24 protein-coding genes are annotated in these 23,450 nt (G+C 35.9%); 14 read left to right on the forward strand and 10 right to left on the reverse strand.

Annotated elements, in window-relative coordinates; translation table 11 throughout:
* Positions 1-18 precede the first annotated feature (18 nt).
* The 3 genes from CES88_RS15705 (at position 19) to CES88_RS15715 (ending at position 2,226) form a co-directional block, all read left to right on the forward strand.
* Positions 19-1,164, forward strand: a complete 1,146-nt coding sequence (locus tag CES88_RS15705; protein ID WP_290736622.1) for a cation:proton antiporter — start codon at positions 19-21, stop codon at positions 1,162-1,164.
* A gap of 188 nt (positions 1,165-1,352) precedes the next feature.
* Positions 1,353-1,637 (forward strand): RNA-binding protein, encoded by a 285-nt coding sequence (locus tag CES88_RS15710; RefSeq protein WP_290736624.1) that lies wholly within the window; start codon positions 1,353-1,355, stop codon positions 1,635-1,637.
* 88 nt (positions 1,638-1,725) lie between these two features.
* Positions 1,726-2,226 carry a DUF2391 family protein gene (locus tag CES88_RS15715; RefSeq protein ID WP_290736626.1) on the forward strand — a complete coding sequence of 167 codons (501 nt, stop codon included), beginning with the start codon at positions 1,726-1,728 and terminating at the stop codon, positions 2,224-2,226.
* On the opposite strand, the gene CES88_RS15720 is transcribed toward CES88_RS15715, so the two are convergent.
* From CES88_RS15720 to CES88_RS15755, 8 genes are all read right to left on the reverse strand, one after another.
* The gene (locus tag CES88_RS15720) at positions 2,218-3,015 is read right to left on the reverse strand and encodes a hypothetical protein (protein ID WP_290736628.1); all 798 of its coding nucleotides are present in this window, start codon (positions 3,013-3,015) and stop codon (positions 2,218-2,220) included. The genes CES88_RS15715 and CES88_RS15720 overlap by 9 nt on opposite strands.
* Positions 3,015-3,572 carry an ABC transporter ATP-binding protein gene (locus CES88_RS15725; protein ID WP_290736630.1) on the reverse strand — a complete coding sequence of 186 codons (558 nt, stop codon included), beginning with the start codon at positions 3,570-3,572 and terminating at the stop codon, positions 3,015-3,017. Before CES88_RS15725 ends, CES88_RS15720 begins: the two co-directional genes overlap by 1 nt.
* Positions 3,569-4,465, reverse strand: coding sequence for a metal ABC transporter substrate-binding protein (locus CES88_RS15730; RefSeq protein ID WP_290736631.1), 897 nt, complete (start codon positions 4,463-4,465; stop codon positions 3,569-3,571). Before CES88_RS15730 ends, CES88_RS15725 begins: the two co-directional genes overlap by 4 nt.
* Positions 4,455-5,516: a hypothetical protein gene (locus CES88_RS15735; RefSeq protein WP_290736633.1), complete on the reverse strand. Its 1,062-nt coding sequence runs from the start codon at positions 5,514-5,516 to the stop codon at positions 4,455-4,457. The genes CES88_RS15730 and CES88_RS15735 overlap by 11 nt, the downstream gene beginning before the upstream one ends.
* A gap of 115 nt (positions 5,517-5,631) precedes the next feature.
* Positions 5,632-6,258 (reverse strand): carbonic anhydrase, encoded by a 627-nt coding sequence (locus CES88_RS15740; RefSeq protein WP_290736635.1) that lies wholly within the window; start codon positions 6,256-6,258, stop codon positions 5,632-5,634.
* Between the two features lie 12 nt (positions 6,259-6,270).
* Entirely contained in the window at positions 6,271-7,050 is a 780-nt protein-coding gene (locus CES88_RS15745) for a dienelactone hydrolase family protein (RefSeq protein WP_290736637.1), read from the reverse strand.
* A gap of 17 nt (positions 7,051-7,067) precedes the next feature.
* On the reverse strand, positions 7,068-7,601 hold the full coding sequence (locus CES88_RS15750) for a hypothetical protein (RefSeq protein WP_290736639.1): 534 nt from the start codon (positions 7,599-7,601) through the stop codon (positions 7,068-7,070).
* Positions 7,594-8,127: a sigma-70 family RNA polymerase sigma factor gene (locus CES88_RS15755; protein ID WP_290736641.1), complete on the reverse strand. Its 534-nt coding sequence runs from the start codon at positions 8,125-8,127 to the stop codon at positions 7,594-7,596. Before CES88_RS15755 ends, CES88_RS15750 begins: the two co-directional genes overlap by 8 nt.
* A 164-nt stretch (positions 8,128-8,291) precedes the next feature.
* Here CES88_RS15755 and CES88_RS15760 point away from each other — a divergent pair, with 164 nt between their 5' ends.
* The 10 genes from CES88_RS15760 (at position 8,292) to CES88_RS15805 (ending at position 20,266) form a co-directional block, all read left to right on the forward strand.
* The gene (locus CES88_RS15760; protein WP_290736643.1) at positions 8,292-8,765 is read left to right on the forward strand and encodes a hypothetical protein; all 474 of its coding nucleotides are present in this window, start codon (positions 8,292-8,294) and stop codon (positions 8,763-8,765) included.
* Between the two features lie 155 nt (positions 8,766-8,920).
* Complete coding sequence (locus tag CES88_RS15765; protein WP_290736645.1) at positions 8,921-11,149, forward strand: NADP-dependent isocitrate dehydrogenase; 2,229 nt, start codon at positions 8,921-8,923, stop codon at positions 11,147-11,149.
* A gap of 73 nt (positions 11,150-11,222) precedes the next feature.
* Positions 11,223-12,344 (forward strand): M14-type cytosolic carboxypeptidase, encoded by a 1,122-nt coding sequence (locus CES88_RS15770; RefSeq protein WP_365993361.1) that lies wholly within the window; start codon positions 11,223-11,225, stop codon positions 12,342-12,344.
* Between the two features lie 115 nt (positions 12,345-12,459).
* On the forward strand, positions 12,460-13,416 hold the full coding sequence (locus CES88_RS15775) for a hypothetical protein (RefSeq protein WP_290736649.1): 957 nt from the start codon (positions 12,460-12,462) through the stop codon (positions 13,414-13,416).
* The gene (locus CES88_RS15780; RefSeq protein ID WP_290736651.1) at positions 13,413-14,051 is read left to right on the forward strand and encodes a hypothetical protein; all 639 of its coding nucleotides are present in this window, start codon (positions 13,413-13,415) and stop codon (positions 14,049-14,051) included. Before CES88_RS15775 ends, CES88_RS15780 begins: the two co-directional genes overlap by 4 nt.
* Positions 14,048-15,055: an NAD(P)-binding domain-containing protein gene (locus CES88_RS15785; protein ID WP_290736653.1), complete on the forward strand. Its 1,008-nt coding sequence runs from the start codon at positions 14,048-14,050 to the stop codon at positions 15,053-15,055. Before CES88_RS15780 ends, CES88_RS15785 begins: the two co-directional genes overlap by 4 nt.
* Positions 15,052-18,078 (forward strand): efflux RND transporter permease subunit, encoded by a 3,027-nt coding sequence (locus CES88_RS15790; protein ID WP_290736655.1) that lies wholly within the window; start codon positions 15,052-15,054, stop codon positions 18,076-18,078. The genes CES88_RS15785 and CES88_RS15790 overlap by 4 nt, the downstream gene beginning before the upstream one ends.
* Positions 18,071-18,970: a lysylphosphatidylglycerol synthase domain-containing protein gene (locus CES88_RS15795; protein WP_290736657.1), complete on the forward strand. Its 900-nt coding sequence runs from the start codon at positions 18,071-18,073 to the stop codon at positions 18,968-18,970. The genes CES88_RS15790 and CES88_RS15795 overlap by 8 nt, the downstream gene beginning before the upstream one ends.
* 6 nt (positions 18,971-18,976) lie before the next feature.
* A complete protein-coding gene (locus CES88_RS15800) occupies positions 18,977-19,834 on the forward strand; it encodes an oxidoreductase (protein WP_290736659.1) in 858 nt (285 codons plus the stop codon).
* Between the two features lie 9 nt (positions 19,835-19,843).
* Positions 19,844-20,266, forward strand: coding sequence for a GatB/YqeY domain-containing protein (locus CES88_RS15805; RefSeq protein WP_290736662.1), 423 nt, complete (start codon positions 19,844-19,846; stop codon positions 20,264-20,266).
* Here the strand turns inward: CES88_RS15805 and CES88_RS15810 are convergent, their stop codons facing one another.
* Both CES88_RS15810 and CES88_RS15815 read right to left on the reverse strand, forming a co-directional pair.
* Positions 20,267-20,845 carry a YiiX/YebB-like N1pC/P60 family cysteine hydrolase gene (locus tag CES88_RS15810; RefSeq protein ID WP_290736665.1) on the reverse strand — a complete coding sequence of 193 codons (579 nt, stop codon included), beginning with the start codon at positions 20,843-20,845 and terminating at the stop codon, positions 20,267-20,269. It lies immediately after the preceding gene.
* Positions 20,845-21,648 carry an RNA methyltransferase gene (locus tag CES88_RS15815; RefSeq protein WP_290736668.1) on the reverse strand — a complete coding sequence of 268 codons (804 nt, stop codon included), beginning with the start codon at positions 21,646-21,648 and terminating at the stop codon, positions 20,845-20,847. Before CES88_RS15815 ends, CES88_RS15810 begins: the two co-directional genes overlap by 1 nt.
* A gap of 92 nt (positions 21,649-21,740) precedes the next feature.
* Here CES88_RS15815 and metG point away from each other — a divergent pair, with 92 nt between their 5' ends.
* The gene (gene metG, locus CES88_RS15820; RefSeq protein ID WP_290736671.1) at positions 21,741-23,450 is read left to right on the forward strand and encodes a methionine--tRNA ligase; all 1,710 of its coding nucleotides are present in this window, start codon (positions 21,741-21,743) and stop codon (positions 23,448-23,450) included.

A 23,450-nucleotide genomic window follows, 5' to 3' on the forward strand; every position in this document is an offset into this window, starting at 1 on the left:
AATAATAATGGAAGGACAATGAATATTTCAATATCTAATGATTTAGAGTACCTAGCGATTTTTTCGCTGGTACTAATTTTACCAAAGTTACTTTTAAGATTTCGTCTTCCTTCGGGAATAACTGCCCTTATAATCGGGATTATATATTCAACGATTGATCCAACAATCCAAGATGATAGACTGTTTCGATTTCTATCACAAATAGGGATTACCTCTCTCTTTCTCTTTGCAGGATTAGAAGTGGACTTTGCTGAGCTCAAAAGTGATGGAAAATATCTATCAAAGTATATTGCTAAGTCTTTATTTATAATTTTAATTATGATTCTAAGTTTAAGCTATTACTTCGAATTGTCTTACCCAAGTGCGACTATTTTAGCTCTTGGGATCTTTACTCCATCTGCTGGATTTATAATGAACTCGATGCATTCATTCAATATGGGAGAGGATCAGGAGTATTGGGTAAAATCTAAGGCCATAAGTAAAGAGCTTATGTCTGTGGTTCTTCTATTTATTGCGCTTCAGGGAGATGATATAAAATCTATGCTTGTATCCCTCGCTTTCTTTGCCGGACTCTTTGCTTTCTTACCTTTAATATTTAAGTTGTACTTTAAGTTTATTTCTCCTTATGCACCAAATTCTGAAATACCATTTCTTGTTGTTCTCTCTCTTACGGCGGGGGTCGTTTCAAAAGAGCTTGGAACTTATTACTTAGTGGGGGCTTTTATAGTAGGACTTATTGGTTCAAGATTTAAACATAAAATTTTTAAAGATGATGAGAAAATGCTCTTTAGTGCACTTGCTGGCTTCTTTAATGTCTTCTTGCCGTTCTATTTCTTTCAAGCTGGATTAAAGATTTCAGTAGGGGAAGTGACGCTAGACTCATTTACACTCGGATTAATTTTCATCGTGATTTTTGTTCCTCTTAGACTTATTCTAACGAGCTCAAGTCTTAAATATGTTTTAAAAGAGTTTATTAAGAAGCCTTATCAAATCTCTCTCTCGCTGATGCCAACTTTGATCTTTGGGCTCGTTGCCGCAGGAGCTTTAAGGGCCAAGGGAGAGGTTGATAATAAGCTTATTTATGCTCTAATTTTCTATACATTGATATCAAGTTTACTTCCTTCGATCTTCTTTTCTCTTACTCGAAAAGGAGAAAAAGCATAGCGCTTAGCAATAATAGCCACTTAAGTAGAGATTAATCTTTTCAAATACTTAAATGATTGTTGCTTTGGGTTAGGGGCTGTGCTAATTAAGTCTTATTATTTAAAGCAACAGCTAAGAGATTTATCCAGGTTTTCTGTCTAACTTCTTCATAGCATGTGGCAAAGACCATTTCAGATCGGAGAATTATAATGGGTAGAAAATTGTATGTAGGAAACCTTCCTTTTTCAGCAACAGAAGACACACTTCTAGAAACTTTTTCAGCGTGTGGAACAGTTGATTCAGCAAAGCTAATCACTGACAGAGACACTGGAAGAAGTAAAGGTTTTGCATTTGTTGAGATGTCTTCAGATGAAGAAGCTCAAGAAGCTATTTCAAAATTTGATGGAAATGACTTAGACGGTCGTCCATTAAGAGTTAATGAAGCGAAGCCAAAAGAGCCAAGAAGTGGTGGTTTTGGTGGTGGACGTTACTAGTCCCCAACCGCTAAGTGAGCAGTACATTCTTGTACTGCTTTTTTTTTCTAAATTTGCAGATCTAAAATAATTCAATTACATTTATTATATGACAAAAGATTTTTTCAAAACTGAAATTAAGCAAGTTGGTGGTTATTTAAAAGAAGTCGTTACTTTCTTTGACTCTTCTGGAAAGCCTATAAGTCATGTGATTAATCCTTTGATGGTTGAACTTAGGCCAAGAGATATCACTCAAATATTTGTAGGTGCACTTCTTGTCTCTTCTCCTCTTTGCTTTACAGAAGAAGTCTGGACTTTAAGTATTAACCTTAAGAATGAAAATGTTATGTACCTTGCCATCTCATCGATCGTAACGGTACTTCTCTTTGTTTACTATAACTTCTATAGGGATAAGCTTAGAGGTAATGTCATTGAATTTATCAAGCGTATTGTCGCGATTTATACCATCTCTATATTGAGTGTTATTTTAGTCCTCTTCTTAATTGATAAATTTCCTATAATGACGACACCATATATTGCTATTAAGCGAGTCATTATAATAGGGTTTCCATCTATTTTCGGTGCGGTGATCACAGACTCTTTAAAGTAGTTTCTTATTAATCAACTTCACACTCAAGCAAGCGACTCCTAGGAGTAGTACTTGAGTCGGTGTGGTACTGAGCTTTTCAAAGAATAAAGAGAGGAGTAGTCCTCCTGTTGACGCCAAGATATTAATTATAATCAGAATGATATTATTAACTCTCTGACTCTTAAATGATGACCCTAGGATTACGGCCCCAAGGGATAGAAAACTAAGAGTATGAATGAGACCTAGTCCAAAGACACCAATAATAACGGGAAGAAGAAGGAAGTATTCATCCTTTGTATTCTTTTTTAGTTTTTGAAATAAACTAATTTCCAGTGAATTCTTCGTTATAACCTTATTTAAAAAAAACAGAGAAATAGAAATTCCAGTATAGAGAATAATCATTGAAATATTCTCTACTCTTGTTGCTGTGACCATACTCCCAAAGAGACCACTACTTAAGTGAGTATCTAGATTTGGGAAGAAGGAAATCGTGAGATATTGAATAGAGGTAAGAGCAAGATAGATACAAATCATTCTTGTAGATCTTTCTCTACTGTTAATTTTAAAAATATCAAAGATGGACTTTCCTAATATGAAGAAAAGTATACTTAGGAAAAGTGGGAGGAGACTGATTGATATAGTAGGAAGAAGTAAGTGACCTATTAGGTTTCCAATTATAGCAAATTGGCATAGAGCGAAGAGCTCAATGAATTTATTTCTCCAAATAAAGTGCTTTCCGATAATTGAGAATGTCGCACTTGAGAATATAGATGTTATAAAACTTAATTTATAAAAAAGAATCATTTCCATTATAATTCCAATTCTTTTTTAGGAAGATTAATTTCTAAGTGAGAGACAATAATAATTGAAAGATTACTTCTTTTTTTCATCAACTCACTAATTAGGTCTTCAATTAATTTTCTAGATTTTATATCTAAGTGATTGAGAGGTTCATCAAGTATAAGTACTTTAGTCCTCTTTGAAATACGAGTCAGTATAAGGGCCAATTGCCTCTCTCCACCACTTGAATTAACCCAGAGTCTATTGGCAAGCTCTGGATTTAAATACTGCTTAATTTCTTGTTCAACATCATAGGTCTCCAGAAATTCTTTGAGAGTGAAATTGAAATTATGAGAATTCATACCAGCTTGAGGGAGGTAGGAGATTTCTTTATTTGAAATTAGCCAGTTAATTTCCCCCCCAAGAGAAGGAATCTCTCCTAGAAGGGTTTTTAGGAGAGTACTTTTTCCTGAACCATTGGCTCCTTTTACTTGGATAATTTCCCCCACAGGTAGTTTAAAATTAATTGGAGAACTAAGAGAATTCTCGTATCCAATTTTTAAATTTACTGTGGAGAGGTAAGTCATTTAACTTCCAGTATTTGGTCAATGAGACCATCTTGCATCTTCTTGTAGGCATCTTTACTTAGATAATCAATTAGACTTAGAGGAGATTTTATAATCTTAACCCCTGTTGTTTCGACTAATTTCTTTAATACTTTCTCCGGAGCACTATCTGTTGCCAGGATAATATTAACTTTCTCTTTTTTAATTATATTAATTACTTTTAAAATTCTTGCAGCAGAAGGAGGAACTCCTGAAATCTCTTCAATACTACCTGCATTACTTAATTGATAATCTTTTAAGAAATAAGTGAATTCTTTATGGTATTCCATAAATTTTAAATTGCTTCTAAGGCTTAATTTCTTAATTTCACTTTCTTTTAAGCTTGAGAGTTCAAGAGCTAGCTTTGAAAAATTTTCTTTATAAACACTCTTATTATTTGGATCATTCTCTATAAGAGAGTTGAGGATAGACTTTCCTGCCATGATTAAGTAGCTTGGAGCTAAGTGATAATGAGGATTGCCTGCTGAGTGGACATCTCCCATAGATCTATCAACTGCAACTTCAAGTTTATCTAGGACTTCAACTTCTTTACTTGCATCACAGTAACCCTTGCCTCCAACTTGAATACGACTATTCCCGGAACGTTTTTGAACTTTAGAGGCCCAAGCACTTTCTAATTCAAGTCCGACAACGCAGAAGATATCAGCTGAGGCAACCTTGTGGATAAAGCTTGGAAGAGCTTCAACAAAGTGAGGGTTTTCCGGTCCAGAGAGAAGGGAATTTACTTGAACATTCTCTTTTCCAATTCTTGCCGCTAGCCAAGCAATATCTGTCGTTGTCGTGACGATATTGAGCTTGGCTAGTGAAGTTCCCATTATAAGAAATGCGAGTAAAACTTTTAGATTAGAATACATGTGCTGGATGGCTCCCAAGGATGAACACTACTTGTAGCATTGCCTTTGTGTCTTTATTAAGAGTCGATCCATCATGTCTTGAGAATGTATGAGAAAGACTTGCTCTAATTTTAGAGAATTCACTTGAGTTAAATGTATATTGTCCAGTTGTACCGTAGTCTAGCTGATCTGTAGTACTTGTAAGGTTCTTAAGAACGTCAACTCTAAATCCAATTGAAGAGGACTCAAGAATAGAGTAATCGTTGAAGATGTATCCTCCAAGCTCTTCTGTTTTTACTCCCTCTTCTTCTGATTCTCTAAACCAAACTTCAGACTGAAGAACAAATGTATTAACTTTTCCAACTCTATTTTTTAAGATGTAATCAAGGCCTAGGAGAGTTTGTTCTTCTCCATGAGCATTCTTTTTTCTAAGAAGGTTTAATCCTGTCTCCATTCCTTTAGTCGTACTAAATTCTTTGAAGTGAGAAAATCTTAAGTAGTGAGTAGGGTACTTAGCCTTTTCAGACTCTTCGTCATGTCCAGCATCGTCTTCATGATGATCGTGCTCATGATTAAAGTCATCACCGATAGTTACTCCAAGAGTTAAATTGAAAATAGCTTCTGTAGGAAGAAGGTAGTTGTATTCAATTCCTGAATCAAAAGCGGCTTCTTCTCCAAAGAATTCTTCATTTACTTTTGGGGCACTCGTGAAGAGCCAATCGTGTCTGTGGAATCTATTAAGTCTCCCAATCCCTAGAAAGAATTTACCAACCTTTAAAGTAGATCTTGGAATAAAACTTGTATTCTCTACATAGAGTTCGTGTAACTCAAATTGATTCTTACCTTCATGATTGTGAGCAGCGATACTAATCACGCCGTTGAAGTTATGATCAATAGGAGAGTATAGAGTGATCTCTGCCGAGCGCATTTCTAATTTTTCTTTAGCGGAACTAGATTTATTAATGCCTTGCTCATAGAGCATATCAGCAGCCGCAGATATTTTTAATCCGCCATTGTCGGCCGAAAAAGCGTTACTTGATAGTAGAAGTAGGACTGAAATGAATTTAAACATATTATCTCCAAAATGATGATTCATAATAGAGATATGTTATTTGCAACTTAATTGCAATAATAAATGCGTCTAAGTTGCAAAAAGTTGTGTCTGAGTAAGTAAAGTTAATCCCTTACTAATCCAAATGGTAAATTTCCATTATGCCTTTTAGGATTTCTTCAAAGTTAATCTCTAAGTCCACAAGCTTTCCTGTTTTCATATCAAAGACCCATCCGTGCACTTTTATGTCACGAGAATTGGATGCTTGTTGAACACAAGCTGTTTTGATTAGGTTAATACATTGTTCTTGCACGTTGAGTTCTACTAACTTCTTATAGCGCTCAGGTTCACTTTCAATTGCATTGAGAGTTGTTTTGTGGAGACGGTAGACATCTCGAATATTTCTAAGCCATGGATTTAGAATTCCAAGGTCCTTACTTTCCATAGCCGCTTTGATTCCACCACATCCGTAGTGACCACAGACAACTATATGCTGAACCTCAAGTTGGTTAACGGCGTAGTTTAGAACTGTTTGAACATTTAGATCAATATTGCTGACCATATTGGCAATATTTCTGTGAACAAAAGCCTCTCCAGGCTGAATTCCCATAAGTTCTTCAGCAGTAACTCTACTATCTGAACATCCAATGTAGAGAATCTCTGGTCTTTGATCTTTACTAAGATTTTTAAAGAAATCTTTATCAATTGCCAGTTTATCTTTTATCCAAGATTCATTATTTTTAAATATTTGTTTTATATCCATTTTCTACCTATCTTATTTTTTAAAAACTTCATCTAATAAATTATTCATCATCTTGAACGATCTCTTGGCCACGAGAGGGTGATATTCAGATCTCCCTTTTCTATTGGCCGTAGGATTTGTAAAAGAGTGAACAGCACCACTGAAGCTTACAAATTGCCAATCGACATTCGCTTCATTCATTTCTTTTTCAAATTTTTCAATATCTGCTTTAGGGACGGAGGGGTCGATGGCCCCATGTAGAACAAGAACTTTTGACTTAATATTTTTAGCGTCTTTAATATCTGGAGTATTTAAATTTCCATGAAAAGAGATGACGGCCTTTAAGTCTTTTCCTGATCTTGCTGACTCAAGAACGGCTCCTCCTCCAAAGCAGAAACCGATTGCTGCTACTCTTGAAGAATCTCCTCCTAATTTCTTTCCCTCTACCTTTAAAACATCAACAGCTTTATTGGTCATTGTTCTAAGAAGTGGAATATCACTTCTCATTCTTGTTGCTGCAACTTTTGCTTCATCATTATTTTTAGGACGAATATTCTCTCCATAAACATCTGCCATCATGACAATATACTTATCTCCGGCGACCAATTTGGCCTTCTTTAGAGACTCATCAGTCATCCCTTTCCAATTCGGAATCATAACGATTAGTGGAGCACCTTTTTTCAGCTTGTCAGAGTAGACAATGGCGCTCTTGTAGGACGTTTCTCCAACCTTATAGCTAACTTCTTTCGTTAGTATTTTAGCATTTGTATTTACTGCAAATAGAAGTGCAGAAAGAGTGATGAATTTGAACACATTAACCTCTAAGTTTATTAAGCAATTTGTAAGAACTTTCTTCTTAAAAAGTCACTAAATGCTAGCACTAGAGATCCGGCAAGAGAAGCACCGATTACCCAAATTAATGTTAAATCTAAATATAGCTTCGCACCAAAAAGTAAGAATATCCCTAGAGATAGCCCTGAAATCGCTAAGTAATAGAGTCCTCTTGTATTTCTAATTACTCGAACTTCTTCAATATCTAAGAGATAAGCGGCCACGATAGCGCCTGTTCCTAGAAAAATAGAGCCGCAAATCATCATGCAAATATGTTCTCCAAAAGTGTGGTGGAAGTAGTGAAAGAGTTTGTGATTATTGGTTAGGCTCAATGTAAATTGAGGACAAAATAGCATTGTAAGAAGGCCAACAAAGAGTTGAAGTGAGAGCAGCTTTAAAAAGACAATTTGCTTATTTGGATTTAAGTCTCTTTCGACTCTATTTAATATTGAATGACTAATTTGCCTTGGTGTGGATTCCGAAGAGTGAGCAAAGTCTAAGTAGTCATCTTTGAATTTGTCTTTCTTACTCATGGTGATCTCCAGTGAGAGTCATTTTTATTTTCTTTATGGCCCGTGAGAATATTTTTCGTGCATTGCTCTGACTTATATTTAATGCACTTGAAATTTCCTCATAATCTTGGTCTGAAATAAATTTTAAGTTTAATACTTTTCTCTCTTTGTCTGAGAGGGATTCGTACTCATCTAAGTTTAAGTTGTCCTCAATGTTAAGAGGTTCAACAGCTTGTTCTATATATTCAATATGAATGACTTTCTTTTTCTTGCAGAAGTCTAGTAGTTCAGACCGTGCAATTGTGTAGAGCCATTGCATGAAGAGAAATTTCGGATTGAAGTGATGTCTCGACTTATGAACCTTTAAGAAAGTATTTTGGAAGACTTCTTCTACGTTATCTTGATTTGGAAGTCTCTTTCTCAAATAGCTATAAACCTTCGCTTCATGTTTTCGATACAAGGTTTCAAAGGCCTTGTGGTCTCCATTTTGGTATTTCACCATTAATTGCTCGTCTTTAATCACTTGAGCCTTTGACTGTGGGACCATTTCTCTTATACCTTATTACGATGAGTGTTTATTCTTTGTGACATAATCTTTTAAGTAACTGAAAATTAGAGATATTTTTCAAAAAATAAAAGTCTCTGTCACAAATTTTAAGACATAATCGTAAATATACAAGTAAATTAGATTAGTTCTTATAAGGAGTTTATATGCGTAAATTAATTCTACTTTTTTCCCTGCTATTTTTAAATAATATAGCGTTTTCAAAAGATTCTCTGGATGAAAAATCAAAAGAGGAAGTTTTAAATGTTTTAGAAGTTAATGAAGCTCTTCATGCATCGTTCTTTAAATATAATGCAAAAGATGTTCAGGCCAATGCTGAGAAGACTGCCGCGGCGATAGCTAAAGTCTCTAATAAAGAAGTAAAGAAACTCTTAGAAAACGCGTCGAAAAAACTTAGTGAAATAAAAGAGGGAGCAGACAGAGAATCTAATAATAAGAATTATCACCAAGCATCTATGGCGATGATTTATGTGATTAATAAGTACGACCTAGGGGACAAGTATAGTGGTTATAGATGTCCGATGGTTAAGAAGAAATGGGTTCAAAATAGCCAGAAGATGGGACGAGTTCACAATCCTTACGCTCCTGAGATGCCTCATTGCGGCGGGAGAATGAAGTAATTTACTTATCTAAAATTTGCTTTGTGTCACAAAGTGAATACTAATTGGCCGCCGCTTTGTGTTGTTCTCCTCTTTTAGAGGTGTTCATCTTTACCAAAAGGCGGCTTTGATATATTCTAGCTCTCGTAATTAAAGACCATTCTTTAGGAGATCTAATGTCAAACAAAACATCAAAGATTATTTATACAAAAACTGATGAAGCTCCAGCTCTAGCGACAGAGTCTCTTCTTCCAATTGTGAAAGCATTTACTGCTACCGCTGGAATCGAAGTTGAGACGAGAGATATCTCTCTTGCGGGAAGAGTTCTTGCTAACTTTCCTGAGAATTTAAAAGCTGATCAGAAAATCTCTGATGCACTTACAGAATTAGGAGAGCTTGCTAAGACTCCGGAAGCAAATATTGTTAAGCTTCCAAATATTTCAGCTTCTATCCCTCAGTTAAAAGCGTGTATCGCTGAACTTCAATCGCAAGGATATAATATTCCAAGTTATCCTGAGACAGCTGAAACTGAAGCAGATAAAGATGTAAAACTTAGATACGCAAAAGTTCTAGGTTCTGCAGTGAACCCAGTCCTTAGAGAAGGTAACTCAGACAGAAGAGTTGCTGGTCCTGTAAAAGAGTACGCGCAAAATAACCCACATAGAATGGGAGCATGGTCAAAAGATTCTAAGTCTCACGTTTCTCATATGTCTGAAAAAGATTTCTTTGGCTCTGAGAAGTCACACACTCTAGATTCTGCAACTGATGTGAAAATTCAATTCGTAGCAGACTCTGGTGAAACAACAATTCTAAAAGAGAAGACATCTCTTCTTGCTGACGAAGTGATTGACTGCTCAGTGATGAATAAGAATGCGCTTAGATCTTTTCTAACTGAACAGGTTAAAGACGCAAAAGAAAAAGGTGTTCTCTTTTCAGTTCATCTAAAAGCAACAATGATGAAAGTTTCTGATCCAATTATCTTTGGTCATGTTGTAAGTGTTTTCTTTAATGATGTTTTTACAAAGTACGCAACTGACCTAAAAACGATTGGAGTTAATCCAAACTTAGGTCTAGGTGATCTATATAATAAACTTGCAAACCTTCCTGCTGATAAGAAAGCTGAAATTGAAGTTGCGCTTAAGACAGCCCTAGATAACGGTCCAAGAATGGCGATGGTTGATTCGGATAAAGGAATTACTAATCTACATGTTTCAAGTGATGTGATCATTGATGCTTCTATGCCAGCGGCGATTAGAACTTCTGGTCAAATGTGGGGGCCTGATGGAAAAGCTGCAGATACTAAATTTATAATTCCTGATCGTTGTTACGCGGGGATTTACGATGAGACGGTGAAGTTTTGTAGAGAGAATGGAGCTTTTGATCCAAAGACTATGGGGAATGTTTCTAACGTAGGACTTATGGCAAAGAAAGCTGAAGAGTATGGATCCCACGATAAGACTTTTGAAATTTCTGGAAATGGAAAAGTTCAAGTTGTAGACTCTAATGGCGCGACTCTTATGGAACAAATTGTTGAAGATGGCGATATCTTTAGAATGTGCCAGACAAAAGACATTGCAATTAAAGACTGGGTTAAACTTGGTGTAAATAGAGCTAAGGCCACTGGGCAACCAGCAGTTTTCTGGCTAGATGAAAATAGAGCACACGACGCCAGCCTAATTAAGAAAGTAAATAATTACTTAAAAGATCACGATACAGCAGGATTAGAAATTAAAATTCTCGCTCCTGAAGCGGCCATTAAATTTACTCTTGATAGAGTGAAAAAAGGTGAAGACACAATTTCGGTTACAGGAAATGTTTTAAGAGATTACTTAACAGATCTCTTTCCAATTCTTGAACTAGGAACAAGTGCTAAAATGTTATCAATAGTGCCTCTCCTTGCTGGTGGTGGTTTATTTGAAACAGGCGCAGGAGGTTCTGCTCCTAAGCACGTTCAACAATTTGTAGAAGAGAATCACCTTCGTTGGGACTCTCTGGGAGAATTTCTAGCTCTTGGTGTTTCAATTGAAGACCTTGCTTTAAAGAATAAGAATGAGAAAGCAAAAGTTCTAGCAAAAGCTCTTGATGTGGCCAATGGAAAATTTCTTAGAAATGATAAGTCTCCATCAAGAAAAGTTGGAGAACTAGATAATAGAGGAAGTCACTTCTATCTTGCAATGTACTGGGCCGAAGCTCTTGCTAACCAAGATGAGAATGAAGAGCTAAAGAATCACTTCGCTCCAATTTCAAAGAAACTGGCTGAACACGAAGGAGCAATTGTAAAAGAGCTTAACGATGCTCAAGGTGTGAAGATTGATATGGGTGGTTATTACCACGCGGACTCAACAAAAGTTTCTATGGCCATGAGACCAAGTGAAACTTTTAATTCAATTCTTTCTTCAATTTAATTTAAGAAAATAATCGCAAAGGCCTTTTACTAGAGAGACTAGTAGAAGGCCTTTTTTCGTAGAGGTACTTATGATTAAAATTTCTGATAACTTTGACAGTGGAAACATTAGAGTCATAGACTCTTCGAACGCTTCTGATATTAAGCTTGAAATTAAGCATGACAATGAGTCTGAATTCTTTCAGTGGTTTCATTTCCGTGTTCAAGCTCCAAAAGATACTCGTCTTAAACTTCAAATTACGAATGCTGGAAAGAGTGCTTACACTCCTGGTTGGGAAAATTATAAGGCCTGTGCGAGTTATGATAGAGAAGAGTGGTTTAGAGTTGAAGAAACTAGCTTTGACGGGGAAACCTTAACAATTGATTTTGAAAATGACTTTAACACTGTCTACTTCTCATACTTTGCTCCTTACTCTCACGAAAGACATCTAGATCTTCTCTCTCTGGCACAGCTAGATTCAAGATGTGAGCTAGAGTCTCTTGGGGAAACTTTAGATGGAAGAGATATGAGTCTTCTAAAAATAGGGCATGGTCCTAAGAAAGTATGGATGACTGCAAGGCAACATCCTGGAGAGTCTATGGCCGAGTGGTTTGTTGAAGGTTTTCTTCAAAGACTTCTTGATACGAATGAAAGTCTTTCTATAAAGGCCCTTGAGATGGCGACTTTCTACGTAGTTCCAAATATGAACCCTGACGGATCAGTGAGAGGCCATCTTCGTACTAATGCTGCTGGAGTAAACCTAAATAGAGAGTGGCAAGACCCGAGTGTGGAGAAGTCTCCAGAAGTTTTCTTTGTAAGAGGTAAAATGGATGAGGTTGGAGTGGATATATTCTTAGATATTCACGGAGATGAGAATCTTCCTTATAACTTTGTTGCCGGAAGTGAAGGAAATCTCTCTTATACGAATGAAATCGCAGAACTTGAAAGTACCTTTAAAGAAGCTTTTTTAAATGCTTCACCAGATTTTCAAACAAATGTTGGCTACCCAATAGATGCTAGAGGTGAGAGCAATATGACTGTGGCCACAAATGCTATAGGGGACAGGTTTAATTGTATGGCCTATACACTTGAGATGCCGTTTAAGGATAATATAGAAATGCCTTGTCCAATTTACGGTTGGTCTCCAAAAAGATCAGAGGCTCTAGGAAGAGATATTCTTCTTCCAATCCATGCAGTACTAAAGAAAATACTTTAATTTCAGCTAGATAAGGGTGTATTCTTCTTGTACACCCTTTGAAAATTCTTCAAAAGACACCTCTTAAATCCACAAATTTACTATTATAGAGCGATATGAATTTGGAGATTTAACCATGGTTACAAGAGATCTAATCTATTGCTTGATGGCACTACCTAATTGGCTCGGGCACAATTTGCATAATAGTTATGGAATTTTAAAAGTATTTTATATCATGTGGCTAAGACCTTTGAGGGGTGGACTTATTTCAAATGAGCACCCATTTGTGACTGGAAGAAGTTTAGAGGACGGAGAACTTATCTGGGAAAAGAATGTTGTCTATGCTTCTAAGAGAAAGAGGGAATTTAATGATAGTGACTCAGTAATTGTTAAGAGAATAATGAAGTATCTTTCAAGAATGGTTGAGAACTCAAGTGCAACGACGAATCATCCTTATGGAAAGAAGAATAGAATGCCTCCTGCTGTTAATTATATTCATGGAACAGTTCACTTTAATGGAGCCTCGTTAATATTTGATGATTTCAAAGATGCTTTAGAGCACTTTACTGATAGAAGATTCTATAGAGATTTCTTAAAAATGGTGATGCTTGAAAAGAGAGAGCCGACAATTATCTTTAGAGATAGAGACTATGACCCTGATGAATTTGCAGTGTTTTCTTGTTTTATGAAAACAAGGTTTCCATTCTTTGGAAATCCTAATGGAAATAAGAAGCGTCTCCATTGGGGAACTCCTTCGCCACAACCTGCCTTTAATTTAATTGTCGGATGGTGGATTGCTCCAACTCTGAAATTAAGAAATGAGAAGAATCATACTTCGATTCTCAGACCGGCCATTGTAAAGAATAAATACCTTCTAAGAGATGATTACGGAGTTCTTGGACGAAGAGAATATTTATTTCCTGAGCTCATTTGGTCTAAATTTACTAATTATAGAATTCAGCTTCGCGGAGAGCGTGGCGGAATGTACTTCACTGATAAGAGAAAAGTTGATAACGGCTTTCTCTATGATCCTTCAAGTCTTATTACTCTTAGAGAGAGAATGATGGAGAAGATATTTGGGATAAGCCAGTGAAAGAGAGAATTCAACTAGCTACGAATTCATACGGAAAGTGGAAAGTCCCAAAGGACTTCACTCCTGGTCGCGAAGTCTTGATTGGATTCTCTAGAAAGAATGGTCACGCTTATCTCATTGCTGGAAAGTATGAGATTCATGGGCACTTTATATTTAAGAAAACTTTCTTTAGAGAATTCTGTGAAAAATCCTGTGAACCACTTATCTTTATAAGATTTAAAGACATATCCCCATCAGATCTTTTAGAAATAGAATCCCTCATTAAAAGAAGTGAAGGAATTAGAGAATCTAGTTGCATAAATTATTGTTTAATTACTATTTTCACAGCTCTTGGAATTCGCATAGAGTCTGAAGGGAGAAATATAGTAAACCTTGAAGATTGTCTACTCAGTATTCTAGAGTTTGGGGCGAGTAGAAATGGAAAGAGGCAAGTTGTAGAAATTTACAAAGCTGTCGACTGGGACCTTCGTCAAATTTTAAATCACTTTAATCTCTTAGAGAAGAGATTTGAAGGGACGCACTTAATAAGTCGATTCTTAGGAAGAGTATTCTTCTTTCATAGAAAATCTCATCGTCTCTTTTATCAAAGAATAAAAAATCACTACTCACTTCCTCTTCTTCGGATTGATCAGTGAGTAACGATATCATTTTTGATATTCTAATCATTGGTGCAGGACCTGCTGGTCTTGCTCTAGGCAATATTCTCTCAAAGAAATCTTCGAAATATCTGATCCTAGAGAAGGGAAGTGTTGGAAATAGTTTTTCTAATATGCCAGATAATCTCTCGCTTATTACTTATTGGAGATCAAATTACTTAAGAGGAGAAGATAAAAACCTCTATGAGTTAGACTCCGTGATATCAGCAAAGAGTTATGCAGAATATTTAAGAAAAATAGGTCAAGGTTTAAATATAAGAGAGAATACAGTTGTTAAGAGCGTCGAAAAAATAGATCGAATCTTTCATATAACGACTGAGGAAGGAGTCTTCTTAGCAAAGAAGGTTGTAGATGCAAGTGGTTATTTCTCGAAACCTTTCACTCCTTCCTTTTCTAAAGTAAACCCAACTTGTGAGATGATTCACTTTAGTCAATATAAGAATAATTCCATTATAGGAAGTGATGACAGAGTCTTAATCGTTGGTGCTAGACTTTCTGCAGGCCAGGTCCTCGAGGAAGTTGCCCAAAGAACAAAGAATCTCTTTCTTTGTACGAGAGGGGAAGTAAAGTTCTCTTCTAAAGAATCAATTCGTAAATGGTGTCTTCGTAATATAAAATTCATAGATTTTCTGATCTCTCTTTTTTCACTACGAAAGAAGTTAGAAGTATATATGGACCTCGAAAGAAGGCCTTTAATCGAAAATATTAGAAAGTATCCAGAAATTTTCAGTGTTGAAGGAAGAGTCGTCACATTTAAAAATGGTCAGTCTCTTGAAGTTGATAAGATCATCTTTGCAACAGGTTTCTGTGAGACTACTCCTCATATCACTGGCGATTATCAGAGAGGACATATTCAAAGCTTTACAACTCCAGGTCTTTACTTCTTAGGTCGTGAGTGTCTATTTAACTTTAAGAGTCGCTTCTTAAGAGGAATACGTGAAGATGCTTTTAGGCTCGCTAAGAAAATAGAGGAGACCCTATGAGAAAAGTTCTTAGATATCTTCTTGATAATCCTTTAATTACAAAGTTCACTTTTATCTTAATTCTTCTCGGGGCAATGCTTGGGGCTAGAAACCTTCAAAGAACGAGCTACCCTCAAGTCGATCTTCAAAAATTAGTGATAACAACTTTCTATCCTGAAGCTTCTCCTCGTGATGTTGAAGTTAATGTGACAAATAACCTAGAGTATGAATTAAAGAAAGTTGAAGGAATTAAGTACTTCTCTTCTAGATCAATGGAGGGACAATCAACTATTACTGTCGTCTTAGACCAAGACTTTGGAGACTTTCAAGGTGTTAAAGATAATATTCAAAGAGCACTAGATAAAGTGAATAATCTACCAGCGAGAGTGATTCAAAGACCTAATGTGTTGGAGATGAAAGTAGATAGTTTTCCTATTTATGATGTTGCTCTAATTTCTGACTCTTTATCAGAAGAAGAGATTCTCTCACTTACAAAGAAGCTTAGAAGAAGAATACTACAGATTCCTGAAATATATAAAGCAGATATTAGTGGAAAAAGAGAGAGAGAGTTTCAAGTTATTGTAGACCCTATAAAGCTCTCAAAATTTGATCTTTCATTCGATGACGTGATGATATCAATAAAGAGTAACCAAATTAGCGCATCAGGTGGAACAATTGAATCCTATGTAAATGAGCGCAAGATAATTACTCTTTCAGAATTGGACACTCCTAAGAAATTAGAAAGCATTATCATTAGATCCAACTACTCTGGAAAAAGTGTTCTGGTTCGTGACGTTGCAAAAGTTGTCTATGGCTTTAGTAAGAAGAATATTATTACTTCCTATAACGGAGAGGAAGGGTTAGGGCTTTGGCTTTATAAGGTTCCAAGGGCCGATATTATTAGAACGATTGATGAAGTTAAGCGTGTTGTTGAAGATTTTAAAAGAACTCATGGGTTAAAGAATATTAAATTTGTAAATACTCATGATCTCTCTAGTGAAACAAGAAATAGATTAAGCATGGTCTACTCTAATATTATACTAGGGCTTGCGCTTATTCTTCTAATTCTACTTTTCTTCTTCAATATAAAAGTGGCCCTATGGGTATCATTTGGAATCCCATTTAGCTTGGCCTTCTTGATGATTATGATGCCAATACTTGGTCTCACTCTTAATTCGATTAGCCTTTGCGGTGTTATCGTTGTTCTAGGAATGATTGTTGACGACGCTATCATCGTTTCTCAGAGTATCTACTCTAGGAAAAATAATACAGACGATTCACTTGTTGACTCTGTTCTACAAGTGGTTAGACCAATAAGTATTACTATCCTCACTTCAATTATTTCATTCATTCCAATTTTCTTTATTCCAGGACTTCTGGGACAATTTACTGCTGAGATTCCTGCCGTTGTTATAATTGTTCTTATTGGAAGCTTTATTGAGTCTATTATCTTTCTTCCTATTCATTTAAGAGGGACTAATCTCTCTGCAGAGAGTAGTTCTATTGGAAAAAAGACAATGCGCCTATTAGAAAATAATTATGGCCTTTTTTTAAATTTCTTAATTAGAAATAAGTTTAAGTCCTTAGTGGCCATTGTTTTATTACTTATAAGTTTTCTAGGGATTGGTTTGCATGGTTTTAAATTTCAAATGTTCCCTGAGTTTCAGGCGCAAAGGATTTATCTCTTTGGTGAAGTAAATAGAGGGAAGACCATTGCTCATACGGCTTCAGTTGCTAAGTCTGTTGATAAATTGGTAAAGACAATCGGTGGAAATGATGTCGTTTCATATAGAACACGAGTCGGAAGAAATTATGAAGGACAGTATCACTGCGAACAGTGCTTCTATATAAAAGTAGAATTAACTGGCTTTAATGAAAGAGAAAGATCTGCTGTTGATATTGAAGGTGAGTTATTGAGTAAAATACAGGGAATGAAAGGGCTTAAGAGTTTTGGAAGTAAAATTGACTCTGGTGCGCCTCCATCAGGAAATGATTTAGAAGTCATTCTTCTCGCACAAGATCTAAAGACAAGACAAATGGCCGTGGAGAATTTATCAAATGAATTAGAGGCAATCTCTAAGGGAAGTCTCTCCAATGATATTCTCTTTGGAGCTCCTAGTTTTGTTCTAAGACCAATTTATGAAAAGCTGTCTAGACTTGGTACAGATGTTTCTCAGGTTGCAAAGAGCTTGAGAGTCGCTTTTAGTGGGGAGATTATTGGCTTTCTAAATAAGGGTGATGAGAGAAGTTATATTAAAGTAATTTCTAAGCATAGAGAAGATGGATTCATTGGGCCAATAGATGGAATTAGTGTTCTAAATAATAAAGGACGTAAACTTCCACTTAAGAAATTAGTAAAACTTAGTGAAGAGAAACTTCCTATTGTAGTAACACACTACAATGGTGAAGAATCTAATTCGATACTCATTAATAAGGTAAGAGAGGGGGTCTCAGCTTCTCAAATCAATTCAATTATTAACAGGTTTTCAAGTGAGAATAAGAATGTTGATCTAATTGTAAAGGGGAAGATGTTTAAGTCAAAAGAGAGATTGTTTAACCTCTTCTTAGGAATTGGCATTACTTGTCTTCTTATTTACTTTGCTCTGGTTATTCTTTATAAGTCTTATTTCTTACCACTTCTTATATGTTCTTCGGTTCCTATTGGTCTTATTGGAATTCTCTTCTTTTTTAAGATTCACGGAGCACCGCTATCAGCTCTAGGTCTTGTTGGTATTATTGGTTTTATTGGAGTGGTTATTAATGATGCTCTATTGATGATTGAAGTTATGAAGGAAGTTAAAATTAATGAAGGGGCAAGCTCAATTATTCAAGGTGCCCAGAAGAGATTTGCTCCCATTTTTTTAACGACAATTACCACTCTTTTTGGAGTTATACCGAGCATCTATGGCCTTCTAGGTGGAACCGATGCCTTTATTTCACCAATGGTTCTCGCTATGGGGAGTGGACTTCTCTTTGGGACGATTTCTGACTTAGTGATTATTCCTCTTGTCTTTAGTTTTATTTATAAGGTTAGAGATGTTTAGAAAGAGCTTAGATTATTTTAAAGTACTTATTAGCTCTTCAATTCTTATTTTTCTCGTCTATTATATGTCGATCAATATTGAAATGCTTTCAAAATTAAGCTTCTTTGATATTACTCTATTTATTATCATCTTTTTAAGTTTCTACCTATCTTTGAGCTTACCATTTAGATATATTTTAAAAAGAGCAGTGTCGTTAAAAAGCTTATTTGGCTTAAGTCTCGTAAGTAACTTCTTAAATCTCTTTCTTCCAATGAAAGGGGGGACTCTTGTTAGAGCGAGTATTCTTAAAAAGAAGTATAAAGTTTCAATTAAAAAGTACACAGGTATAAGTATTTTATTAAGTGTCTGTAGTATTTTTATTCTAGGTTCTTTCTCACTTATTATTTTAATGGATGAAAGATTGAGTGAGTCAATATACTTTCATTCATTAAGTTTTGCTGCTTATTTTCTGTCTATTTCCTCGTTGGGAGTTCTTGTATTTTCTAAATGGATAAGTGCGCAGATAGAAAGAGACTACCTTAGTGATGTCTTTAAGATGAGAAATATATTCATCACAATACTCTCTTATCTTATGGCCACGAGTATTTATATTCTTAGATATATACTTATTTTTAAGATCTTTAATATCGAATTAGATTATTTCAGTATAAGTTCAATTACTATCCTTCATTTGTCTGTAGGGCTTTTCTCTATCCTTCCTGGCAATCTAGGTTTAAAAGAGTTAAGTTTTGTTGGAATAACATCTCTCTATGGAGTACCCGCGGGAATTAGTCTCGTAATGATTAGTTTTGATCGAATTCTTCAAATACTTCTACTTTCAATTGGAAGTTCTTTATATATGAGCCATCTTGGCTTAAAATTTTCTAAAATACTTAATTATCAAAAAGGCTAATTCAATATGAAGAACGCAATTGTTACAGGGGCCAATATTGGTCTTGGCTTAGAAACTGTTAAGGGATTACTTCAAGAAGGTTTCCATGTTACTATGGCCTGTCGAAATGAAGAGAAGACTTCCTCTGCTATTACTAAGTTAAAGAAAGAATATCCAAGTTCTAAAATTGATTTCATGAAACTAGATTTAAATGATCTCTCTAGTGTTAAATCTTTTGCCGAAAACTTTGCAAAGAGTAGCTCTAAGTTAGACTTACTTGTAAACAATGCAGGAATTATGATGCCTCCGTTTTCTCTAACAGCAAATGGATTTGAGAGTCAACTTGGGGTGAATTATCTTTCTCACTTTGCTCTCACTGGCCTGCTCTTTGATCTTCTAAAGAAGTCAGAGGACGCTCGAGTGATCTCTCTTGCAAGTCTCGCCCATAAGTGGGGAGATATTTATTTTCAGGATTTAAATTTTAAAGGTAAATACAATAAGAAGAAGGCCTACGGTCAAAGTAAGCTGGCGTGCTTAATGTTTGCTTACGAATTTGATCGAAGATTAAAGGAAAAGAATATTAAAATTCTCTCTGTCGCCGCTCACCCAGGTGTTTCAAGTACTAATCTTGGACAGTTTATGCCAAAGTTTATGTCTTTTGGAATGGGACTTATTTCACAGTCTGCTACTGATGGGGCGAGGCCAACTCTTTACGCGGCATTAAATACTGAGCTTGTAGGTGGTGAGTACATTGGACCTAATGGACTCGGCGAAATGAAGGGAGAGCCAACAAAAGTTGATTCAAATAAAGCGTCTAAAAATTTAGTTGTTGCTAAGAAATTATGGGAAGTATCAGAAGAGCTAACAGGAGTTAGTTTCTTATAAGGAAGAATTATGAGTGAAAGTTTAAAAGATAATGTAAGTAAGCAAATTATTGCAGCAATGAAGGCCAAAGATAAAATTAGGCTTCAAGCTCTTAGATATTTAAAGAAGCTCTTTATTGAGAATGAAACTGCTAAGAAGAAAGTTGATGAAATGGAAATTGTGATCTCTTACGCGAAGAAAATGAAAGACTCAATGGAGATGTATCCTGAAGGAAGTGAGCAAAGAGCTGACCTTGAAGCAGAGGTTAAAGTTCTTAGTGAATTTCTCCCTCAGCAATTAACAAAAGAAGAAGTGCAATCTCTAATCGATGAGGCTAAAGCAGCTCAAGACAATCCAAATATGGGAAGTCTCATGGGAGCTCTTTCTGCAAAAACTAAGGGAAAGTTTGACGGAAAAGAGCTGTCTCAAATGGTTCAAGCAGCTCTTAAGTAATTACTTAACGGAATCGAAAATGACTTTAAAATCTGTAGATCTATAGAAGTCGTTTGGTGCTATGCCCTCTATATCTTGTGGAGGGCCATTTCTAAAATGATGTGACCAGTAATCCCAGTTCAAAGTAAAGTCCATTGGCGCTGAAGTTAAGTGCTTAAAGTTCATAAATCTATTCATAAATTTATATAAGAACTCTGAGCAGTAAAGAGTTTGATCGTCCCATCTATAATCATCGTCAAATGGTGTCTTATAATATTCTCTCTTATAAATTTCCCAGTGGTACTTCTTAAATGAAGAGGTATTTATTGTTGGCCTAAGAACCACATACTTCTTTGTGTAAGTTAGAAACTTCTTAATAGGTATGTGATGAACGTATCCAAGTGACTGGGCCGCAAAGAGCTCTCTTCCATCAGAGATGACAACTCCTGAGTGAGAAAATCTTCCACCGCTTTCCGATTCAATAACCTGACAACTTCTACAATCTAAGTCTAGTAGAATGACATCTCCTACTTGGAAATCATTGAATGCAAAAATTTGTATTGAAGATAGTAGAGTCAAAATTGTGAGCATCGTTTTCATTATTTCTCCGAAGTCGCTTCTGCTAGGTGGTACATGGCAATCGCCCCACAAGTCCCAACATTTAAAGAGTTTTTCTTTCCGCCGAGATCTATTTTTAAAATTCGATCTGCTCTCTTTAAAATACTTTGATTAAGGCCATATCTCTCATTTCCAAGGACTATGGCACACTCTCTTATTTCACTTATTCTTGAAAGTGAGTCTGCATTTTTTTCAGTCTCAAAAGCTAGGATTTCAACACCTTGCTCTCTAAGATTGTCGACACAATCTAGAGATGATTCCCAGTACTTCCACTTTATCCACTTATCTGTTCCAAGGGCCGACTTCGCGGTCTTGGAGTTTTCTGGAGTCGGGGTATAGCCACAGAGATGAATCTCTTTAATTCCAATGGCCTCTGCTGTTCTAAAGAGACTTCCCACATTGAAAGAGCTTCTAAGATTATCTAGAACTAAGTGAATAGGGCTAGGACTTTCATTTACTTTGGCAAAATCATCAATAGTTGAAATGAGAAAGTCGCTATCTTTTAGGTCTTTTTGTTCAAGACGTTCTAGCTTCATCAATAAAGTTTGAAGAGACTGTTGGTCTTTTGGATAAATCTCTAAGAGCTCTTTTGCGAGAGTAGATTGAACCTCATCTTCGTGTTCGACTAAGGTTTGTAAATTCTCTTCTAGAATCTTAAGCGCATCAACACGAATACCCTCTCTTTCCCAGTGGTCTTCAACTTGCTTGAAGGCGCGGTAGAGAGTGTTTACGCACTGCTTGTATGTGAATGATAGAAATGCCTTATTAGGTATTTTTACTGCCATTAATTTCTCACTGTGTTAATGCCAGAAGTTATAGCAATATTCACTCAATTTTGCTAAATTTTCTTCTGATTATTTATATTTGGAGCTACTTAATGCAAAAGAAGAAATTTCTTATAACTGCGGCACTTCCATATGCCAATGGACCTATACATTTCGGACATATGGCCGGAGCTTACCTCGCGTCTGATGTCTATAATAGACACAGAAAATTACAGGGACATAAGACACTATTTATAAGTGGGTCTGATGAGCACGGTGTGGCGATCATGCTCAATGCTAAGAAAGTAGGTGAAGACTATCAAGAATATGTAAATAAGTGGCACAAAGAACATGGAGAGCTTTTCAAAGACTTCGGCGTAGACTTTGACTTCTTTGGACAAACTTCTGCTGAGTATCACAAAGAAGAAGTTATTAAATGGTTTAAGAATCTTCATGAAAAAGGTTATATCGAACCGAAAGATTCTCAACAGCTCTACTGTAACGATTGTAATAACCATCTTCCTGATAGATTTGTTGAGGGTACTTGTTATAAGTGCGGCTACGAAAATGCGAGAGGGGACGAGTGCCCTAATTGCGGTGAGTTCATTGATCCAGTAAAGCTTACTAAAACTGTGTGTAAGATTTGTTCAAGTAATAATATTTCTGAAGTGACAGTCACTCAATATTATATCTGTTTATCAAAGTACCATACTGAATATAGAAAGTGGCTTGAGACCAAGAGTGAGTCTTGGAGAAAAACAGTTTATCCTTATGTCGATAGTCTTACAAAAGAAAGCCTTCACGATAGAGCAATCACTCGTGATATTGATTGGGGAATCGATGTACCTCTCCCTAATACAGAAGGGAAGAAGCTCTATGTTTGGTTTGATGCTCCAATTGGATATGTATCAAATACCAAGAAGTTCCTAGAGGATTCGGGATCAAAAGAGGATTACTTAAAAGATTGGTGGAATAACGACGAAGTTGAACTCACTCACTTCATAGGTAAAGATAATATCATTTTTCATACAGTGATTTTTCCAACGATGAGTTTAGCCTCTGGGATTTGTCATGCAGCAGATCAAGTTCCAGCTAATCAATTTTTAAACCTAGAAGGAAAGCAATTTTCTAAATCAACAGGGCACTATGTAGACGCAGCGAAGGCCGTTGCTAAGTTTGGACAAAATGCTCTTAGATATTACTTAATCTCTATTCTTCCTGAACAAACGGATTCAAGTTTTAGTTGGGAACAACTACAGGCAAAAGTAAATAACGAGCTTGCAAATAATATTGGAAATTTCTTAAACCGTTGTCTGAAGTTTACTCAGAAAAACTGGGAAGAGGGAATGCCTGCTAATTACTACCAAGGCTTTACTGGATCAGAAGCTGCCAATAAGCTCTCTGCTGATATTAAGGAACTCAATGAATTAGTTGATGGGTATTCTGTAAAAAAAGGAATAGAGAAAGTTATGTTCATTGGTCAAAGTGCTAATAACTTCTTCTCTGATAATGCTCCTTGGGCACAGATTAAAGTGGACAAAGATCTTGCGGGACAAACTCTTGCTTATTCTTCAATCTACGCTCTATGCCTAGGTGTGATAATGAAACCATTTCTTCCTGAGCTATCAGCAAGTATCTTAAGTCACTACAAGAATGTTGTCAGTTACGAGCAGCAAATGAGTATCTATAGTGGTGATCTCTCTGTGATTGATGAGATTTTCAAAAATGGGCATCACTTAACTGAAGAAGTTGTGGCCCTCGTTCCAAAAATTGAAAAAGAGTTAATTGAAGAAGAACTGGCTGAACTTGAGGCGAAGAAGTAA

The organism is Halobacteriovorax sp. JY17 (assembly GCF_002753895.1).
GTDB lineage: Bacteria > Bdellovibrionota > Bacteriovoracia > Bacteriovoracales > Bacteriovoracaceae > Halobacteriovorax.

Excerpts from the sequence above, each read along its gene's own strand:
- CES88_RS15705 (WP_290736622.1), top strand. The coding sequence starts at position 19 with ATGAATATTTCAATATCTAATGATTTAGAGTACCTAGCGATTTTTTCG.
- CES88_RS15710 (WP_290736624.1), top strand. The coding sequence starts at position 1,353 with ATGGGTAGAAAATTGTATGTAGGAAACCTTCCTTTTTCAGCAACAGAA.
- CES88_RS15715 (WP_290736626.1), top strand. The coding sequence starts at position 1,726 with ATGACAAAAGATTTTTTCAAAACTGAAATTAAGCAAGTTGGTGGTTAT.
- CES88_RS15720 (WP_290736628.1), bottom strand. The coding sequence starts at position 3,015 with ATGGAAATGATTCTTTTTTATAAATTAAGTTTTATAACATCTATATTC.
- CES88_RS15725 (WP_290736630.1), bottom strand. The coding sequence starts at position 3,572 with ATGACTTACCTCTCCACAGTAAATTTAAAAATTGGATACGAGAATTCT.
- CES88_RS15730 (WP_290736631.1), bottom strand. The coding sequence starts at position 4,465 with ATGTATTCTAATCTAAAAGTTTTACTCGCATTTCTTATAATGGGAACT.
- CES88_RS15735 (WP_290736633.1), bottom strand. The coding sequence starts at position 5,516 with ATGTTTAAATTCATTTCAGTCCTACTTCTACTATCAAGTAACGCTTTT.
- CES88_RS15740 (WP_290736635.1), bottom strand. The coding sequence starts at position 6,258 with ATGGATATAAAACAAATATTTAAAAATAATGAATCTTGGATAAAAGAT.
- CES88_RS15750 (WP_290736639.1), bottom strand. The coding sequence starts at position 7,601 with ATGAGTAAGAAAGACAAATTCAAAGATGACTACTTAGACTTTGCTCAC.
- CES88_RS15755 (WP_290736641.1), bottom strand. The coding sequence starts at position 8,127 with ATGGTCCCACAGTCAAAGGCTCAAGTGATTAAAGACGAGCAATTAATG.
- CES88_RS15760 (WP_290736643.1), top strand. The coding sequence starts at position 8,292 with ATGCGTAAATTAATTCTACTTTTTTCCCTGCTATTTTTAAATAATATA.
- CES88_RS15765 (WP_290736645.1), top strand. The coding sequence starts at position 8,921 with ATGTCAAACAAAACATCAAAGATTATTTATACAAAAACTGATGAAGCT.
- CES88_RS15775 (WP_290736649.1), top strand. The coding sequence starts at position 12,460 with ATGGTTACAAGAGATCTAATCTATTGCTTGATGGCACTACCTAATTGG.
- CES88_RS15790 (WP_290736655.1), top strand. The coding sequence starts at position 15,052 with ATGAGAAAAGTTCTTAGATATCTTCTTGATAATCCTTTAATTACAAAG.
- CES88_RS15795 (WP_290736657.1), top strand. The coding sequence starts at position 18,071 with ATGTTTAGAAAGAGCTTAGATTATTTTAAAGTACTTATTAGCTCTTCA.
- CES88_RS15800 (WP_290736659.1), top strand. The coding sequence starts at position 18,977 with ATGAAGAACGCAATTGTTACAGGGGCCAATATTGGTCTTGGCTTAGAA.
- CES88_RS15805 (WP_290736662.1), top strand. The coding sequence starts at position 19,844 with ATGAGTGAAAGTTTAAAAGATAATGTAAGTAAGCAAATTATTGCAGCA.
- CES88_RS15810 (WP_290736665.1), bottom strand. The coding sequence starts at position 20,845 with ATGAAAACGATGCTCACAATTTTGACTCTACTATCTTCAATACAAATT.
- CES88_RS15815 (WP_290736668.1), bottom strand. The coding sequence starts at position 21,648 with ATGGCAGTAAAAATACCTAATAAGGCATTTCTATCATTCACATACAAG.
- metG (WP_290736671.1), top strand. The coding sequence starts at position 21,741 with ATGCAAAAGAAGAAATTTCTTATAACTGCGGCACTTCCATATGCCAAT.